Raw genomic sequence first — 18,429 nt, forward strand, 5'->3', positions numbered from 1 at the left:
TTACATATAATATTTACATATGAAAAATGCACTAATTTAACTAGGTAATGGGAAAATTTTACTGTAGCGTTCTTTAATAAGAACGAAACTGTTGAAAGTAGGGAAAACATGGAAAACGAGTTAAGCGTAAAAAGGATATTTGAGCTTATTAAACAACGCATTTGGATATTAGTAATCTTTTCTATCTTCTTTTCTGCATTAGGGGGAGTTTATAGCTATTATTTTACAAAGACGCAATATGAAACATCTTCAAAACTAATCGTAAATGCAACTACTCCTGAGATGATGAATACTCTTTTAGTTATGATAAAAGAGCCAACATTATTAGAGGGTGTTGTTAGAGAACTTGATTTAAATATATCTCCAGAAGAATTAAGTAATAATATAACTCCTGAAAATGTATCTGGATCACAGCTTGTTGAAATAAAAGTTGTTAATACGGATCCTAGTTTAGCGGCGCAAATTGCGAATTCAACGGCTGATGTATTCGTAAGCCAAATTCCAAAAATTTTAGGATTTAAAGACTCGAAAATTTATTCATCTGCTCAAATAAATGAACAGCCTACAAATAATGATTATATAAAGAAAGCCCTACTTGGACTTGTAGTGGGGATCATTGCAGGTGTTGGTGTTATATTTTTACTAGACTTTTTCGACGATACAGTAAAATCTGAGGAGAACACTGAACTATTATTAGGTATACCAGTCTTTGGAACTATTTCAAAGTTTAATAAAAGAAATACAACTCTTGAGAAGAGCGAAATGATCAGACTTGAAGATAGGGGAGAAACATATGGGAATAATGAACAGAAAGTTATCTCACTTAACTAATTTAAATTTAGTAACAGCGACGTATAAAAATAGCAAAATATCAGAGGAATACCGAACGCTTCGTACTAATTTTCTTACTTCCATGGAGATGCAAGAAAACCAGGCTTTAATTGTAACTTCTCCGAGTCAGGGGGAGGGCAAGTCTACTACAGTTGCGAACTTTGCAATATCATTAGCTCAATTAGGTAAAAAGGTTCTTTTAATAGACGCGAATCTTAGAAGACCAACATTACATATATCTTTTAATACGAGTAATTTTGTAGGGCTGAGTAGTGTCCTATTAGGCAAAACAATTTTTGAGGAAGTAGTTGTAGAAACGGAGGTTAGTGGATTAAATTTATTGCCATGCGGACCAGTCCCATATAGTCCAGCCGATATATTAGGATTAGCAACATTGAAAAACTTAATTAATAAAGCGACCGAAGAATATGATGTGGTCTTAATTGATACTCCACCTGCACTTGAATATGCAGATACAAAAATTATAGCAAGTAATTGCGATGGACTAATACTAATTGCTCAGTGGGGCAAAACGAAAAATAAAGAAATAACATTTGCTCAAAAAAAATTATCAAATAGTATAAAAATATTAGGCGTAGTAATAAATGAAAAAAAATAATAAGGAATTAAAATTATTAATTGATAGTTTAATATAGTATATTGTTCGTTATAATGAACAAAAACTGACGATTAAAAGCTTATAGGTGATGTCTTCTAACCTTTATCAACGAAGGCACTCGGTTATGCTGTGGGTTGAATAAACCTTAGACGCCAGTCGTCGAAAGTGTAGTGTGAGGACAGGTTAGATGCCTACTTTTTTAATATCTTTAGCTATGTTGTTTTTCATAAACAGTATAGTTAAGGAATTTAAATTTTTACTCTGTTAATATATAGTGTTTTTTTACTAAAAATGAGCTTTAAGTTAGTATTCTGCAAGAAAGGGTATTTTATAGAAGTAAGTTATGTAGAAAAAGAATAGGCAAATCAACAATTTTTTTCAGTAAATATATCAAATACATAATTTATTCGAAGCTGACAAAAGGATAGAGGGGAAGGAAATGGCGTTATGACTTATAGACAGAGAGTTTCTTTTATTATTTTTGTAGATTCTTTTATTGTATTAACAACTGTTTTCTTTAGTCGATTTTTAGTAAACGCGACAATCGATGTAATTACAATTCCAATCGTCATTAGTTCAATTACATTATTAGTAAGCCATCATTTCTTTTCCTTTTTATTCAAGTTGTATAAGAAGGCGTGGGAGTACGCAAGTATAGGAGAATTAATTATTATTACAAAATCGATAACCTATTCAATTGTTTGTACGGCAATAGTGCAAGCGCTCCTGGTTAAAGATACGTATTTTCGTCTTTTATTTGTAACTTGGTTTTTACATATTTTGTTAATTGGTGGAGCGCGTTTGTATTGGAGAGTTTATCGAGATTTATCATATAAGAAGGCTGAGAATAAAAGACGCACGCTTATAGTTGGAGCCGGTGCAGCCGGAACAATGGTCGCAAAACAGTTAATAAAACATTCGGATTCAGAATTACTACCTGTTGCATTTATAGATGATAGTTTAAAAAAGCAAAATCTACATATTTTAGGTATTCCTGTTGTAGGTGGGGTTAACAGAATTGAATCTTTTGTTAAAGAATTAAACATAGACAATATAATAATTGCTATTCCTTCTCTTCATAGAAAAGAGCTAAATAAGATATTTCTGGAGTGTACAAAAACAAAAGCTAAAACACAAATTTTACCTATGTTAGAAGATCTGGTAACTGGTAAAGTATCCGTCAACCAATTCCGTGAAGTAAAAGTTGATGACCTTTTAGGACGAGAAGCAATTATTTTAGATATTGAGAGAATTTCAAGTTCAATAACAAATAATGTTGTACTAGTAACTGGAGCTGGTGGTTCAATTGGCTCTGAAATTTGTCGCCAAGTTTCAAGGTTCAAACCAAAAACGCTAGTACTACTTGGGCACGGTGAAAACAGTATTTATAATATTGAAATGGAATTGAAAGACCAATTTGGAACAGACCAGATTGATTTTGTTACAGAAATTGCTGATTTACAAGATGAAGCAAAAATGAAATCAGTCATGGAGAAATACAGTCCGAATGTTGTATATCATACTGCTGCACATAAACATGTACCTTTAATGGAGCGAAATCCCGAAGAAGCAGTTAAAAACAATATTATCGGAACGGTAAATGTTGCAAATGCGGCTAATCTATTTGGAGTTGAAACCTTTGTGATGATTTCGACTGACAAGGCTGTAAACCCGACAAGTGTGATGGGTGCATCGAAAAGACTTGCGGAAATGATGATTCAAAATATGAATAAAAATAGTATGACAAAATTTGTTGCGGTACGTTTTGGTAATGTATTAGGCAGTCGCGGAAGTGTTATTCCACTTTTCAAAAAGCAAATTGAAAAGGGTGGTCCTGTTACTGTAACTCATCCAGAAATGGTTAGATATTTTATGACGATTCCTGAAGCTTCAAGGCTAGTGATTCAAGCTGGAGCATTAGCGGAAGGTGGAGAAATATTTGTTCTCGACATGGGTGAGCCAGTAAAAATTGTGGATCTTGCTAAAAATTTAATTAAGCTATCAGGAAACACTGTAGAAGAAATCGGAATAGAATTTACAGGAATTAGACCTGGAGAAAAACTTTTTGAGGAACTCTTAAATGAAGAAGAAATTTACGAAAAGCAGGTACATCCTAAAATTTATATCGGTAAAACATCGAATTTATTAATCGATGAGATTAATGAAATAATGTTAACTTATTCTACATATGAAAAAGAGATTTTAAGAGTTAAATTGTTAGAAATTGCAAATAATCGAATGGAGCCAAAGGAATTGGTTCCAATTTCTTAGCTAAGTGAAGCGGGGGATCATTATTAAAATCCTATATATTACAACTTTAAGTAGAACGATTAATGCATTTTTAGTACCACATATTGAAAAGCTTATAAATGATGGAAACACTGTCGATTGTGCTTGCTCGATTGATATGGCAGTTAATCTAAAGCTTAAGAACATGGGAGTTAAGTTTTTTGACATACCTTTTAAAAGAAATCCGTTTCATCCAATAAATATAAAAGCTTTAATGGAGCTTATTAAAATTCAGGAGGAGTTTGAATATGACATTGTTCATGTTCATACTCCAATTGCTGCATTATACGGTAGACTCCTAAAAGTAAAATTTACTAATATAAAAACGATTTATACTGTACATGGTTTTCACTTTTACAAAGGGGCCCCAATTTTTAATTGGGGTCTTTACTATCCCATCGAAAGGCTTATGGGGAATTTCACTGATAAGATCATCACGATGAACTCTGAAGATTATGAAAGAGCTCAAAAATTTAAGGTGAAGGAAACATATAAGTTAAATGGAGTAGGTCTCGATTTAGATTTGTATAAACCCGATTTAGTAGAAAAGATTGAAATTAGAAGTAGATTAAATTTAGATAAAGATGATTTTGTAGTTCTAATGATTGCCGAAATTAATCAAAATAAAAATCATAAACAGGTGATTAGTGCGATTGAGATTCTTAAAATTAAAGGGATTAATATTAAATTAATTTGTGCGGGTGATGGACCATTACTTTCTAACTTAGAGAAAGAAATTACAGTAAGAGGATTAAAGGAAAATATTCAATTGTTGGGTTTTAGAAATGATATTAATGAACTTATTGCAGCATGCGATATAGGTATTCTTACTTCAATTAGGGAAGGGCTTCCAAGAAATATTATGGAATTAATGGCCTGTAAAAAGCCGGTCATTGGAACAAATATTCGTGGTGTGAGGGACTTAGTGATCGATTCAGTAAATGGATTTTTGGTTAACGTTAATGATTCTGAGGAAACTGCAAAAAAAATTGAAGTTTTGTTTAATAAAAGGGACTTGCTAAACGACATGGGCGTTAATGCGTACAAGTTTATCTTAGATTATCATGTGGAGCATGTTATAGAAGATCTTCTCGAAGTTTACGGGTAATAAAAAATACGATGTTATAGGTGTTCTTATGAAAAATACTATAAAGCTACAAAAAGATATTACCTTTAATGTACAACATATTTTTATTTTAATAATGATCCTATTTTTCGGTTTTACAACTTTAAGAATCGGTATGTTTGGAATTGGCGAAGCAATTTTATTACTTTTTTGCATCAATCAAATAATTAGTCAACAGGATATTTATATATCGACAGAAAAACATTTATTTACGATATTTTGGGTTTATTATATTGTAGTCATTATTATAGGCTACGCAGTAAATACATTTTTAGCAATCAATCCACAATTTATAAAATTTGACCTAATGTCTTATACCGTCATCTTATTTTTATGTTTTACTTTTGAATTGGCTTTTAAGAAAAGTAGTTTTTCAAATTTATATAAGTTACTCCGTTTTATTTATTTCGGAGGTATTAGTGTAATTGGATCCTTGTATTTTATTTATTTAAAAGGAATTTATAGCTTATTTGGATTTCCATTAACGTATGCAGGCTCAAGCATTTTTTCCCCATTTGCAAATGACTATCACCAGTTTGCGTATTTTGTAGCTCCTTTACCGTTTATTGGACTCTATATGGTTGGAAAAGAGAGCAATCTTTTTTATAAGATTGTAGCATTACTAGGAATAGTTTTATGTATAAAGATCGGGATGGCTACAACGTCTTCTACATTAGAATCGTCTTGGGTTATTACAACATTATTGTTTTGCGTGCTGAAGGTTTTAGAGGTTTTAAAAGGGTTAAATAAATCTAAGAGCATTATTATCGCATTCATTTGTTTCGTTATTTTAATGTTAATCATTAATTATGACAGCATAATATTATTTATTAATGATTTCTTTAAGGGAGATTCAAATGGCGAGAATAGGCTGGTTATATGGAGTAATGCTATAAAAGCTTGGAAGCACTCTCCTATCTTTGGGTTAGGGCCAGGATCATTTAGTGGGCAAGAGGTGTTTTTTGGCTATGAAGCGCATAATACGTTTCTACAAATATTAACACAAGGAGGTATTATGGGAGGGATTGCTTATATCCTCTTAGTAAAAAAGTTAACTAAAATGACATCCGTAAATGTTTATATTTTGTGTGCAGTAGTATCGTTAATTGCTTATGGATTAGGTATAAATGATTTACGAAGAACGGTTTTATGGTTTTATTTTATCTTGTTTTATTTTCTTAGTTTAAAAAGTAGGGGAGGTAAAAGTAATGGAGCCACCGTTATTAACCATAATCGTACCAGTATACAACGCTGAAAAAACAATTGTTCGTGCGATCAACAGCATTATAAAACAATCGTTCCAGGATTTTGAGTTAATTCTTATAAATGACGGTTCAAAAGATAATAGCCTACAAAGAATGAACGAGATAGCAATAAATGATTCGCGTATTAAGATTTATGATATACCTAATTCGGGTGTAAGTAATGCAAGAAACTATGGTCTTGAGCAGGCAAATGGAAGATATACTACATTTTTGGATGCTGATGATTACTATATTGAAAATGCATTTGATGAAATTTTAAGGGCTCTTGATGAAAAGAACCAACTAATCATATTTGGATATAATGTTGAGTCAAATCAAAAAAATTCCTTAATTAGAACCCCAAATAAAGAATCGGTCCAATTCTCGAATGAGAAGCAATTCAGAAGCTATGTAGTTACGTTAATACAGAATGAACTAATTAATGCACCGTGGAATAAGGTTTATTTAACTAGTTATTTAAATGAAAATAAAATTATGTTTGATCCGACTTTAAATATTGGTGAAGATTTAAAGTTTAATTTATCCGTTATACGCGATATAAAATATGCAAATATAATAAACAAGGCTTTAATAAACTATTGTGTACAAAAAGGTGAAGGACTTGTATCACGATTTAGAATAAATCGGTTTGATGTTAGATATAACATTATCAATGATATAAAGGAATTATTAACTTATTGGGAGTTATATTCTGAAAATAAACCCATGGTAGACCAAATGTTAATTAGGGATATCATGGGTTATTTTATGGACTTTTATAAGGCCAGCTGCAAGCTCTCATATAGTGAAAAGCTTGAACGAATTAGTGAGGTTATTAATCGAAATGAAATTAAAGAAGTAATGGTTAAAAATGAGATTAAGGATTTTGCTACCAGTCTAATAAAACTAATACTTAGAACTAATAATAGTATGTTTATATTGTTATCAGCAAAAATTTTTAATACAAGGCGAGCGATGAGATGAAAATTAGTATTATAGTAGCGGCATATAACGTTGAGAATTATATTGAAAAATGTCTTAAATCGATTATCGAACAAACATATAAACACCTTGAAATTATAGTAGTGAATGATGGTTCTACAGATCGTACACTTGAGGTCACTCAAGAGATATCAAAGACTGATGAAAGAATTGTAATTGTAAACAAGTCCAATGGGGGCCTTAGCTCTGCTAGGAATGCCGGGCTAGATTTAGTCACGGGAGATTATGTAGGCTTTGTGGATGGCGATGATTATATTGCAACTGATATGTACGAAGGCCTTTTAGAAGAAATGATTAAACATAAGTGCGAGATTGCTATGTGTGCTGTTTTAAGGGTTTATAACGATTATACTGTACCCGATAGTATCATGGATCACTTAGTAGTTTTAAACAAGATAGAAGCTTTGAGTGCTTTAATTGACGAAAAATATATTAAACATTACGCAGTTAATAAACTTTATAAAGCTTCTCTATTTAAAGATATAAGATATCCAGAAGGTAAGTTATACGAAGATATTTTTACAACTTATAAGCTATTTGCTCGTGCGAATCAATTAGTATACTCCAATAAAATAGGCTATTACTATATCCAAAGAGAAGGTAGTATTTTAAGGTCAAAATACAACGAAAGAAAATTAGATTGTATTCAAGCCTTTAGTGAGTTTAAATCCTATGTAGATCAAGAACTCCCAGAACTTAGTAGGAAATTATTATGGCGTTTAAATTTGTCTAAAATGAATTCATTGATGGATATGCTAAAATCCGAATCTCTTTATGGAAATTGTGAGTTTAATGAGATTGGTTCAAGACTTACAAAAGAGTTAAGGAAAAATAGCTTTTTTTTTATAGGAGGTACTAATATACCAACCATATTTAGAATTCTAGCTCCGCTTAGTTACGGGGGTTATCCGTTTATGAGAATGTTGTTTAAAACGACTATTGTTAAAAATTATGTTCATCAAAGATCATTAAAGCTGTTATAGGAGCGAAACTTTTTATGAAAAAAGTATTATTTGTAGTGGATAAGATGGTCTTAGGAGGAGCTGAGAAAGTATTAGTAGATATAATAAATAATCTTCCAAAAAATAAGTATGAAATAACCATTTTTGCACTATTTGATGGAGGTGAACTGAGTAACCATATACATAATGGTGTAAAAAGTATAAGTTGGTTTAATAAACAATATAAAGGAATATACCGGATCATTAAGTATATGGATCCTAAAAAAATATATACAGACAATATTAAAGAGGAATTTGATATCGAAATTTCCTTTAAAACGGGTATGCCAGAGAAGATAGTAGCTGCTTCGCCTAATAACAAATCACTAAAAATAGCTTGGATACACGGCGATATGACATATCAAAACTATGGACTTGAAAATCATAGATCAAAGAAGAGACAGTTAGACTGTTATTCAAAGTTTGACCGCATAGTGTGTGTTTCGGAAAAGTGTGTTGAAGGCTTTATGGATGTTATCGGAGACTTTAAAAAATTTAGTGTTATACATAATGGTGTAGATATAGATAATGTACGACTGTTAGCTAATGAACGAAAAGAATTAGATTATTCTTCCGATAAAGTTATTTTTTCTACTATTTCTAGACTTAATTATGAAAAAGGTATTGATCGATTAATTCTTGCTGTTGAAAAACTTGTTAAAGAAAAACTGACGGACTTCCATATTTATATAGTAGGTGGTGGAATCTTAAAAAATGACCTTCAAGATATGATTAATGAGAGAAGCTTAAATGACTATATTACGCTTCTTGGCGCAAAAAGTAATCCATTTAAGTATGTAAACGGAAGTGATGCATTTATATTATCTTCAAGAAGTGAAGCACTATGTATTTCAGTGATTGAATCGATGGCATTAGAGCTTCCTGTTATATCGACAAATTGTGGAGGAGTTACTGAAATAATTGGAGATTCCGAGTTTGGTATATTAGTAGAGAATAGCCAGGAGGGTATTTATCAAGGACTTAGGCAGTTTATTCAAAAAAAACTATTACTTAAAGAAATTTATACTAAAAAAAGTTCAGAAAGAAGCAAAGATTTTAGTTTGAATTCCATGATTTCTAAAATTGAGGTGCTATTTGAAAATGCCTAATAGACCATTAGTTAGTATCATAATTCCTATTTATAATTCTGAAAAGTTTCTTAATAATACAGTAGAGAGCGTTTTAAATCAGACATACGAAAATTTTGAATTAATATTAGTCAATGATGGCTCAACTGATACAAGTGCTCAAATATGTGATGCCTTCGCTAAGATTGATCATAGAATCCAAGTGCTTCACATCTCCAATAATGGACCTGGGAATGCAAGAAATCTTGGGATATCATTAGCGAAAGGAAACTATATACAATTTGTCGATAGTGACGATTCAATTGAATTTAATATGGTTGAGGAATTAGTAAAATGTATGACAAGGGAGAAGGTTGAAGTAGTAGTCTGTGGAATGAAGAATCTTGACTCGTCTAATCAAGCGACTATTAGCTCCCATCCTACAAAGCTCTCACTAGATAAAGAAATAAAAAATGATTTTGTTCATTTACTTAAATTAGGTCTTGCTTATTCACCAGTAAATAAGATGTATAGAAAGTCTATTATTGATGAGTATAACATCAAATTTAATCATGATTTATCAATTGGAGAAGATGCATTATTTAATATCAAATATTTTTCGAAATGCAGTAAAGTTTATATAAATGATAAGCCGCTATACATTTATCATCGAAGGATAGGGAGCTTAACGAAAAGGATTTTTCATGAAAAAGAAATGGCGCAAATTTTGTTATATCAAAAGCTGACCGAATTTTTAGAGAATGGATTGACAACCGATACGTTAAGGGAACTAAATGCTTACTATCTTATGGAATTTAGTTTTATCATTTATCAAAATAGCATTGGGATAAAAAGTATAGGTGATTTTTTTGCTAAAGTTAAAGATACTAAAAAGTTTATTAATCGCCCAGAATTTAAAGCAGTAGCTAAAAATAGTTATTACTATAGTTCTTTGCAGCGATTAATTCTATTGTTTTTAAATATGAAGTGTGAAACTTTACTCATGTTATTGTTATACTGCCATAACAGATTCTACAAAAAGCCATTACCTTTATAAAACGAGCAAAAAAATAAAATTGGAGGTAAAAATTTAGATGCCACTTATTTCGGTAATAATCCCAGTGTATAATGTTGAAAAATATATAAGTACTTGTTTAGATTCAGTCCTAACACAATCGATGATTGATTTTGAAGTATTGCTCATTAATGATGGCTCAACAGATGGATCAGCAGATATTTGTGACGAGTATTCAAATAAAGATAAAAGAGTAAAAGTCTATCATAAAAAGAATTCTGGACCTAGTAGTGCTAGAAATTTTGGAATTCAAAAAGCTTCTGGGGAATATATAATGTTTATTGACGCCGACGATTATATAGAGCAAGATACTTTTAAAATAGTAAATTTTGAAGCAGAAAGATTTGGTGCAGATATAGTAGTGTTTCCTATATTTGAAAAAAAGGGAGAAGTCATTCAAATATATAATATTGCTGAGAGCCATTTTGATGACAAAGAAAGTAAAAAAGGTTTCTTAAAAGAAGTTTGGCTAAAATCTGGTTTATTAGCTTCACCAGTTAATAAAATATATAAAGCAGAGGTTATTAAAAATAATAATATTTTATTCAATGAGGAGTATTGTATAGCAGAGGATTATTTATTCAACATGGAATATATCGATGCTGCTAGTAGGGGCCTTAGTATAAAAACGCCTTTGTATTATTATGTTAGACATAATAATAGTATCTCAACTAAAGTATTTTATAATAAATTTGATATTGCATTAGCCGTGTATAGAGAGTCTTTAAGATTATTGAGCAAGTATAGTATTAAAGAGGTAGAGTATATAAACAAAATTCATACAGAATTTGCTACAGGTTTAATTCGTGCTATGTATGAAGCAACTAGACGAGGGTATAAAAGGAACTTTTTTAAAAAGCTAAAAGAAATTAAAAAGTGCATGACTAGTAAAGAAACTAGGGCACTTTTTACAGGTTCTCTAGATTTTTCTACTTTCAACAATTTCGTTATTTTTTGTTTAAGATATAAACAGAGTTTTATATTTTATTTAGTGTTTAAACTAAAAAACCTATTTTTTGAGTAAACCTTATTATTATAGAAACCTTAGATTTCCGTACCAAATAATGGAGCGGATTTTTTATTTTGTTCTATTTAAAAATCAACCTTAGAAAAGGACTCCAAGCTAGAATTTAGACTAGTAGATCTAAAAATTGTTTTGTTTTAGTATACTTGAACATTTTTTACTGAGTATTTTTAGTAAGTGAGGGGTATTTTTGATTTCAATTAATCTAACACAAGAGCAACTATTTAAGATTATGGAGAATATTTTTAAAAAGGGTAATGAATCAAATAATTTGGAAACAAAGGATGCAGTAAATGAAATAAAGCAAAGCATACTCACTGTCTGTGCTACAAGTTCTGGAAACAAAAAATAAATTATTCATTATAGGAGATAAGGAATATGAAAAGAGTAATCGATTTAATTAGTTCACTAACTCTATTAATCTTATTATTTCCAATTTTAGTTTTAGTAGCCATTGCAATAAGGTTAAAAATGGGCTCACCTATATTATTTACCCAACAAAGACCTGGCCTATATGGAAAGCCATTTTCTCTTTATAAATTTCGCACAATGAGTAATTTATATGATGAGCAAGGTAATTTACTTTCAGACGACAAAAGATTATCAGGCCTTGGAAAGTTTTTAAGGAAATATAGTTTAGATGAGTTTCCCCAGTTATTAAATATTATAAAAGGGGATATGAGTCTAGTTGGACCAAGACCATTCTTAATGGAGTATTTATCTCTTTATACAAAAGATCAGATGTTGAGACATAATGTTAAACCTGGAATAACAGGTTGGGCTCAAGTGAATGGCAGAAATGAAATTACATGGGAGGAGAAATTTAAATTGGATATTTGGTATGTAAAAAATCAAAATACGATTCTAGATTTGAAAATTCTCTTCTTAACTTTTTTTAAGGTCATTAAAAGGGAAGGTATTAGTCAGCATGGCCATGTAACGATGGAAAAATTTAAAGGCTCAAACGAAGTAATGTAGTATGAAGATAATTATATTGGGAAATGGTGGCCATAGTAAAGTCGTTCAAGAAATGGTTAATTCACTAAAAATCCATAAAATTATTGCCATTTTAGATGATAAGTATGAATTTGAAAAACAAGAAAACGGAATGATTTATGCACCGTTTTCTTCGATTAATAGGCTAATGAGTAACGACACTAGAGCTATCATTGCGGTAGGTGACAATTCTTCCAGAAAAAAAATTGTTAGTACATTAAAACTACGAGATGATCAATATATTTCAATTTCTCATCCAACCGCAGTTATAAGTAAGACAGCCATTATTGGAAATGGTACTGTTGTAATGCCAAAATCAGTTATTAATGCAGAAGCTATAATTGGTAATCACTGTATTATTAATACCGGCTCAATTGTAGAGCATGACAACATTATTGGTGACTATTCTCATATTTCGCCAAATTCAACATTAACAGGTAACGTTTCATTAGGTGAAGGTGTTCATATTGGTGCATCAGCAACATTAATTCCTGGAGTTACCATTGGAGAATGGTCCGTAGTTGGGGCCGGATCGACAGTTATTAAAAATATCCCTTCATACAGTAAAGCTGTTGGAACACCAACAAGAATTATTAATAAAGGTTAAGAGAGAAAATTTTTAAAAAGGGGGTAATTTTGTGACAGCAACTAGAATTTATTTATCACCACCTCATATGAGTGGGAATGAACAAAAATATATACAGGAAGCATTTGATTCGAATTGGATTGCACCTCTTGGACCTAATGTGGATGCATTTGAAAGAGAGATAGCGTCTTATGTAGGAGCTAGTGAAGCGATGGTCGTAAGTTCGGGTACGGCAGCGATTCATTTGGCTCTTTCTTTATTAAACGTAACAAGAGGAGATAATGTATTTTGTTCAAGTCTAACTTTTATTGCAAGTGCAAATCCAATTCTTTACCAAGGGGCGGAGCCGGTCTTTATCGATTCCGAACCAGAAACATGGAATATGTCACCGAAAGCCCTTGAAAAAGCATTACGTGATGCATACATAGAGAACAAACTTCCGAAAGCAGTAATTGTTGTAAATTTATACGGCCAAAGCGCAAAGATGGATGAAATTGTCTCTTTATGTAATCAGTATGAAGTTCCAATTGTTGAAGATGCAGCTGAATCACTAGGTTCTACGTATAAAGGGAGAGCAAGTGGTACATTTGGAAATTTTGGAATTTATTCTTTTAATGGAAACAAAATTATTACAACCTCTGGTGGTGGAGCCTTAGTATCAGATAATAAAGAGCTGATACAGAAGGCACGTTTTTTAGCTACACAAGCCCGTGATCCAGCCCCATACTATCAACATTCTGAGAGTGGATTTAATTATCGAATGAGTAATCTACTTGCAGGAGTCGGAAGGGCGCAACTCCAAGTGTTAGATGACAGAGTTAATACTAGAAGACAAATATTCAAACGATATTATGAGGAACTGGCTCATATACCCGGGATTAGTTTTATGCCTGAGTTAGCAAATACGCAAAGTAACCGTTGGCTAACTACATTGACAATTAATGAAAAGGAAACAGGAATTTCCTCTAAAACATTAATTGAAATACTAAATACTAACAATATCGAATCGCGCCATGTTTGGAAACCACTTCATTTACAACCGATCTTTAAGAATGCCAAATATTACTCCCACACAAAGCATGAACATATAGCTGAACAATTATTTGAAAAAGGTATGTGTCTTCCATCTGGATCAAGTCTATCAGATGAGGAACAAAACAGGATCATCAGTTGTCTCAAGCAAAATATTGATAAGAACATAAATAAACTAAGTAAGAAATAACGGAATTAAAGAGGTGAAAGATAGTGATTGGGAGAAATATTCATAAAATCCGTAAAAAGAGAGGGCTTACTTTAACTCAATTAGCTGAACAGGCCAATATATCTAAATCTTACTTAAGTAATATTGAACGTGAAATTAATGACAACCCTTCAATTCATGTAATGGAAAAAATCTCGACGGTATTAGGGGTAGAGTTGAAAAATTTGTTAAATGAAAAATCTGAAACCTCACTCTCTCCAGAAAGTGAATGGCTTGAATTAGCCAAGGAGTTAAAAGAATCTGGAATTGAACTTGATGAACTTCGTGAATATAAAACGGTTTTTGAATTTGTGAAGTGGAAAAATACAAAGATTAATTTTTAGAAAGAGACAATTTTTTCTAACTATTAATCCACGAAAGAAAAGGTGTGAATGAATTGGTAGATACTACGAAAAAATTACTTCTCTTATTTGACAAAGGGGAAAAGAAAAAATTACTTCTATTATTTTTTATGATGATAATTGCTGCACTTTTTGAAACTTTTGGAATAGGAGTTATCGTACCTTTCGTAGGAATTGTAACAAACCCTTCCATTATTAAAGAACATTCTAGCATCAATTTTTTATATAAATTGTTTAATTTCCAATCTACAACATCTTTCTTAATATTTTCGGTATGTATATTACTTATTATTTTTATTGTGAAAAATTTATATATCCTTCTTTTCCAATATGCACAAAATCGAGTTATTTTAAATCAACAAGTAAAACTATCGAGGAGATTATTTAAGGAGTATTTATCTAAGCCATACATATTCCATCTTCAAAGAAATACCTCAGATTTACTTCGAAATGTAAATATAGAAGTGCAGAATCTATTTCAAGGAATTATAATGTCAGCATTTTTATTATTAACGGAACTGCTTGTTATTGCTAGTATAATAGGATTGCTACTTTATACAAACACACTTTCAACCCTTGTGGCTTCTATTTTATTAGGGGGAAGCGTGTATTTATTTTTTAAAGTTTTTCGAAAAAAAGTGAACGAACTTGGAAAAGAGCAACAGGCTGTTAACGGAACAATGATCAAATGGGTTAATCAAGGTTTAGGAGCGAGCAAGGAAGTAAAGGTTTCAGGCAAAGAAAGCTTTTTTGTTAATGCCTATACAAGTAAAAGCCAAATTAATGCAAATATCAAACGGTATAGAATAATGTTAGAACAATCTCCTCGTCTTTTTATTGAAACTATTTTAGTAATGATTGTACTAGTAATGGTTCTAATCATTATTTTACAAGGTAAAAATACATCCAACATAGTATCTACAATGGCACTGTTTGCCATGGCGGCGTTTCGATTAATGCCTTCAATTAATCGTGTTATGGCAGCAATAACAAGCATTCGCTTTAGTAAGCCTTCTTTATCTGTAGTTTACGAGGATTTATTTACTAATAATGAAACTTACCCAACTCAAATAAATGGTGAATCTGAATCACATATAAATTCAAATAAAGCATTTACAGATTCTATTGAGTTAATGAATGTATCATTTCGTTATCCAAATCAACAGGAGTATTCTTTAAAAGATATATCATTATCGATCCCAATAGGACAATCTGTAGCATTCATTGGTGAGTCGGGTGCAGGTAAAACGACGCTAGTAGATATGATTTTGGGGTTATTCGAACCAGAAAAAGGCAGTATTTTAGTTGATGGTAAAAATATAGTTGAATTGAAATCTGTATGGCAAAAGAAGATTGGTTATATCCCACAAACAATATTCTTAACAGATGATTCGATTAGAGAAAATGTAGCATTTGGAATTCCAAAAGATCAGATTGATGATCATGCAGTTTGGAAAGCATTAGAGCAAGCTCAGTTAAAAGGTTTCGTTAATAGTTTACCAAGTGGATTGGATACTCCAGTAGGAGAACGCGGAATCAGGCTTTCAGGAGGGCAACGTCAACGGATTGGAATTGCTAGAGCTCTATATCATAATCCAGAAATTATATTTATGGATGAAGCAACTTCAGCATTAGATACTGACACCGAAAAAGATATCATGACTGCAATTGATGGTTTAAAAGGGGAAAAGACTTTAATTATAATTGCACACCGATTAAGTACAATTAAAAATTGCGATACAGTTTTTAAAATAAGTAAAGGTAGATTAGTATCAATAGAGAATAAGCTTGGAATGTCAGTGATATAGGTTTGTACATTAAATAAAGAGATTGTGGGGTAAAAAATGAAGAGACAAATTAATGAAACTCTAAGAGACATAATTTCGATTTATTATAAAAAGAAATTTTGGAGAAGGTTGATTTCAAATATTAAAAATGACAATGCCAGATCTGGTGAATTAAATCGTAATAAGAAAAATATTCCATATGTTAATAAACCAGGTATTGCATTTTCATTTGACGATAGTTTTAGAGTAAACGATTGGTATGAATACGGAAAAGATATGTTTGGACATTATGATGTGAAGGTAACTTTTAATATTAATGCGTTTCATCATCATGAAGGTGAAAGGGAGCATACACAAGAGGAAATAGATCGAATAATTGAGTTACAAGCAATGGGACACGAAATAGCCCATCATGGTTTCAGACATCAAAATGCTGCTAATTACGTGAATGAAAATGGATTAAGTACATGGATTGATAATGAAATAAAAGCTTTATTTAATTGGGTTGAAAATCAAACCCATTCAAAAACGAAAGAAAAATTAAAAAAACCTGTATCCTTTGCTTTTCCATTTTCCAGTTACACTGAAAATATTATTTTAGAAATTTCTCCCAAATACTTTAAATGTGTTAGAGGAGAATTAAACAGTACTAATCTAGTTTCATTTAATCATACGGGATTTGTTCCATCGATTTGTATAGACCAAGTAAAATTAGATGACGTAAGTTCAATTAAAAAGATTCTTAAAATAGCAAAAGATGCTGGAAAGAATGTCATCTTTATGTGTCATTCAATCTTACCAAATGATGTAGACTGGAATGACTTTGGTTGGGGTAAAAAATCGGAGGAAAGTGGGAAATGGAGAATATCGACCGATACAATGAAATCGATTATTGAAGAGGCTAAAAAGCTCAACTTAGAGTTTTATACAACAGCAGAAATTGGGGGCGTAGCTACTTTTATTGATCGAAATATGGAAAAAGCGGTACGGGAAAAAATGGAAAACCCATTTGAACAGTGGATACGGATTTCAAAGCTAAGTAATATTACAGAACTAGATTTAAGTGGAAGAAATATTAGTAACTTAGATGGAATTCAATATTTTATGAATTTGGAAATGGTTAATCTAAGTAATAATAATATTTCTGATTTTAGACTTTTAGATAAACTCCCAAAATTAAACAAACTAGATATTAGTAATAATCCAGTAAACCAAGAGCATTATTATTCAAAAAGAATTGCGAAACGGTAATAAAAAATAGTAGTTAAATGCGAGAGGTGAATGATTGTGAAGCTCAATGAAGCACTATGTAAAAATAGATTTACATATTTTTTTATTTACCATATAAGCCGAACTAAAACGAAACTACTTAATCATGTGTTACCTAGAAGCATTTTTAACCTAAATAAATTCTCTCGAGTGATCAGACTAAATAAAAATAGCCAATATGAGCAATTGAAATCAATAAAAAATAAACATAACGGACAGAGATGTTTTATTGTAGCAACTGGCCCTAGCTTAACTACTGCGGACCTTGAGCTATTAAAAGAGGAAGTAACGCTAAGTATGAATTCAATCTGCTTAGTGTTCGATGAGACAGACTGGAGACCAACATACTATGGTATACAGGATGTAGGTGTATTTAATCTATTGCAACCTTCTATTGAAAAGTATGATTTACAACATAAATTTATAAGTAATTCAATTTCGAAACAAAAGCAGATATCGAAAGGATATTTTGTTTTTCCACTAAATTTATTAAATCACATGATCTTTCATAAAAAATATAAAACAAAATTTAGTGATGACGCTTATAAGGTAATATACGATGGATATTCTATTACATATTCAATGATCCAATTAGCAGTCTATATGGGATTTAGTGAAATCTATTTGTTAGGTGTAGATTGTAACTATTCTCTTAATAGTCCACAACATTTTAAGGACTATGGATATAAAGAAACCTCGTCTGAAGCAGTTATTAGAATGATTAGTGCATATAAAGAAGCAAAGAAATTTGCAGAACGTAATCAAATCAAAATCTACAATGCTACAAGAGGGGGAATGCTTGAGGTGTTTGAAAGGGTAAACCTAGATGATATTCTAAATAAGAATGATAACCAACAATTATTAAGTAAAAGGACCATTTAGTTAAAAGTTGGAGCATTAAAATTTAGATT

The 18,429-nt window shown here is 31.2% G+C and carries 18 protein-coding genes; all 18 read left to right on the forward strand.

Annotation, left to right across the window (positions count from 1 at the left end; all coding sequences use genetic code 11):
- Nucleotides 1–108: 108 nt before the first annotated feature.
- The 18 genes from EP747_RS09995 (at nucleotide 109) to EP747_RS10075 (ending at nucleotide 18,400) form a co-directional block, all read left to right on the forward strand.
- Nucleotides 109–831: a YveK family protein gene (locus tag EP747_RS09995; RefSeq protein WP_129689733.1), complete on the forward strand. Its 723-nt coding sequence runs from the start codon at nucleotides 109–111 to the stop codon at nucleotides 829–831.
- Complete coding sequence (locus tag EP747_RS10000; protein WP_129689734.1) at nucleotides 794–1,450, forward strand: CpsD/CapB family tyrosine-protein kinase; 657 nt, start codon at nucleotides 794–796, stop codon at nucleotides 1,448–1,450. Before EP747_RS09995 ends, EP747_RS10000 begins: the two co-directional genes overlap by 38 nt.
- A 447-nt stretch (nucleotides 1,451–1,897) precedes the next feature.
- On the forward strand, nucleotides 1,898–3,721 hold the full coding sequence (locus EP747_RS10005; RefSeq protein ID WP_129689735.1) for a polysaccharide biosynthesis protein: 1,824 nt from the start codon (nucleotides 1,898–1,900) through the stop codon (nucleotides 3,719–3,721).
- A gap of 4 nt (nucleotides 3,722–3,725) precedes the next feature.
- Nucleotides 3,726–4,847: a glycosyltransferase family 4 protein gene (locus tag EP747_RS10010; RefSeq protein ID WP_129689736.1), complete on the forward strand. Its 1,122-nt coding sequence runs from the start codon at nucleotides 3,726–3,728 to the stop codon at nucleotides 4,845–4,847.
- Nucleotides 4,848–4,875: 28 nt separating this feature from the next.
- Nucleotides 4,876–6,120 (forward strand): O-antigen ligase family protein, encoded by a 1,245-nt coding sequence (locus EP747_RS10015; protein ID WP_129689737.1) that lies wholly within the window; start codon nucleotides 4,876–4,878, stop codon nucleotides 6,118–6,120.
- The gene (locus EP747_RS10020; RefSeq protein WP_129689738.1) at nucleotides 6,074–7,093 is read left to right on the forward strand and encodes a glycosyltransferase family 2 protein; all 1,020 of its coding nucleotides are present in this window, start codon (nucleotides 6,074–6,076) and stop codon (nucleotides 7,091–7,093) included. Before EP747_RS10015 ends, EP747_RS10020 begins: the two co-directional genes overlap by 47 nt.
- Nucleotides 7,090–8,094 carry a glycosyltransferase family 2 protein gene (locus EP747_RS10025; protein ID WP_129689739.1) on the forward strand — a complete coding sequence of 335 codons (1,005 nt, stop codon included), beginning with the start codon at nucleotides 7,090–7,092 and terminating at the stop codon, nucleotides 8,092–8,094. The genes EP747_RS10020 and EP747_RS10025 overlap by 4 nt, the downstream gene beginning before the upstream one ends.
- Before the next feature lie 14 nt (nucleotides 8,095–8,108).
- On the forward strand, nucleotides 8,109–9,221 hold the full coding sequence (locus EP747_RS10030; RefSeq protein WP_129689740.1) for a glycosyltransferase: 1,113 nt from the start codon (nucleotides 8,109–8,111) through the stop codon (nucleotides 9,219–9,221).
- Complete coding sequence (locus EP747_RS10035; RefSeq protein WP_129689741.1) at nucleotides 9,214–10,236, forward strand: glycosyltransferase family 2 protein; 1,023 nt, start codon at nucleotides 9,214–9,216, stop codon at nucleotides 10,234–10,236. The genes EP747_RS10030 and EP747_RS10035 overlap by 8 nt, the downstream gene beginning before the upstream one ends.
- A gap of 37 nt (nucleotides 10,237–10,273) precedes the next feature.
- Nucleotides 10,274–11,278, forward strand: a complete 1,005-nt coding sequence (locus EP747_RS10040; protein WP_129689742.1) for a glycosyltransferase — start codon at nucleotides 10,274–10,276, stop codon at nucleotides 11,276–11,278.
- Nucleotides 11,279–11,468: 190 nt separating this feature from the next.
- Nucleotides 11,469–11,630: a hypothetical protein gene (locus EP747_RS24205; protein WP_165346967.1), complete on the forward strand. Its 162-nt coding sequence runs from the start codon at nucleotides 11,469–11,471 to the stop codon at nucleotides 11,628–11,630.
- 26 nt (nucleotides 11,631–11,656) lie between these two features.
- Entirely contained in the window at nucleotides 11,657–12,256 is a 600-nt protein-coding gene (locus EP747_RS10045) for a sugar transferase (protein ID WP_129689743.1), read from the forward strand.
- Between the two features lies 1 nt (nucleotide 12,257).
- On the forward strand, nucleotides 12,258–12,881 hold the full coding sequence (locus tag EP747_RS10050; RefSeq protein ID WP_129689744.1) for an acetyltransferase: 624 nt from the start codon (nucleotides 12,258–12,260) through the stop codon (nucleotides 12,879–12,881).
- A 67-nt stretch (nucleotides 12,882–12,948) separates the two neighbouring features.
- A complete protein-coding gene (locus EP747_RS10055; RefSeq protein WP_129690168.1) occupies nucleotides 12,949–14,082 on the forward strand; it encodes a DegT/DnrJ/EryC1/StrS family aminotransferase in 1,134 nt (377 codons plus the stop codon).
- Between the two features lie 23 nt (nucleotides 14,083–14,105).
- Nucleotides 14,106–14,444, forward strand: coding sequence for a helix-turn-helix domain-containing protein (locus tag EP747_RS10060; protein ID WP_129689745.1), 339 nt, complete (start codon nucleotides 14,106–14,108; stop codon nucleotides 14,442–14,444).
- Between the two features lie 44 nt (nucleotides 14,445–14,488).
- Nucleotides 14,489–16,270 carry an ABC transporter ATP-binding protein gene (locus EP747_RS10065; protein ID WP_419179294.1) on the forward strand — a complete coding sequence of 594 codons (1,782 nt, stop codon included), beginning with the start codon at nucleotides 14,489–14,491 and terminating at the stop codon, nucleotides 16,268–16,270.
- 36 nt (nucleotides 16,271–16,306) lie between these two features.
- Nucleotides 16,307–17,500 (forward strand): leucine-rich repeat domain-containing protein, encoded by a 1,194-nt coding sequence (locus tag EP747_RS10070; RefSeq protein WP_129689747.1) that lies wholly within the window; start codon nucleotides 16,307–16,309, stop codon nucleotides 17,498–17,500.
- A gap of 30 nt (nucleotides 17,501–17,530) precedes the next feature.
- Nucleotides 17,531–18,400 carry a 6-hydroxymethylpterin diphosphokinase MptE-like protein gene (locus tag EP747_RS10075; RefSeq protein ID WP_129689748.1) on the forward strand — a complete coding sequence of 290 codons (870 nt, stop codon included), beginning with the start codon at nucleotides 17,531–17,533 and terminating at the stop codon, nucleotides 18,398–18,400.
- The last annotated feature ends 29 nt before the right edge of the window (nucleotides 18,401–18,429 follow it).

It is taken from the genome of Gottfriedia acidiceleris (assembly GCF_004138285.1).
GTDB lineage: Bacteria > Bacillota > Bacilli > Bacillales > Bacillaceae_G > Gottfriedia > Gottfriedia acidiceleris_A.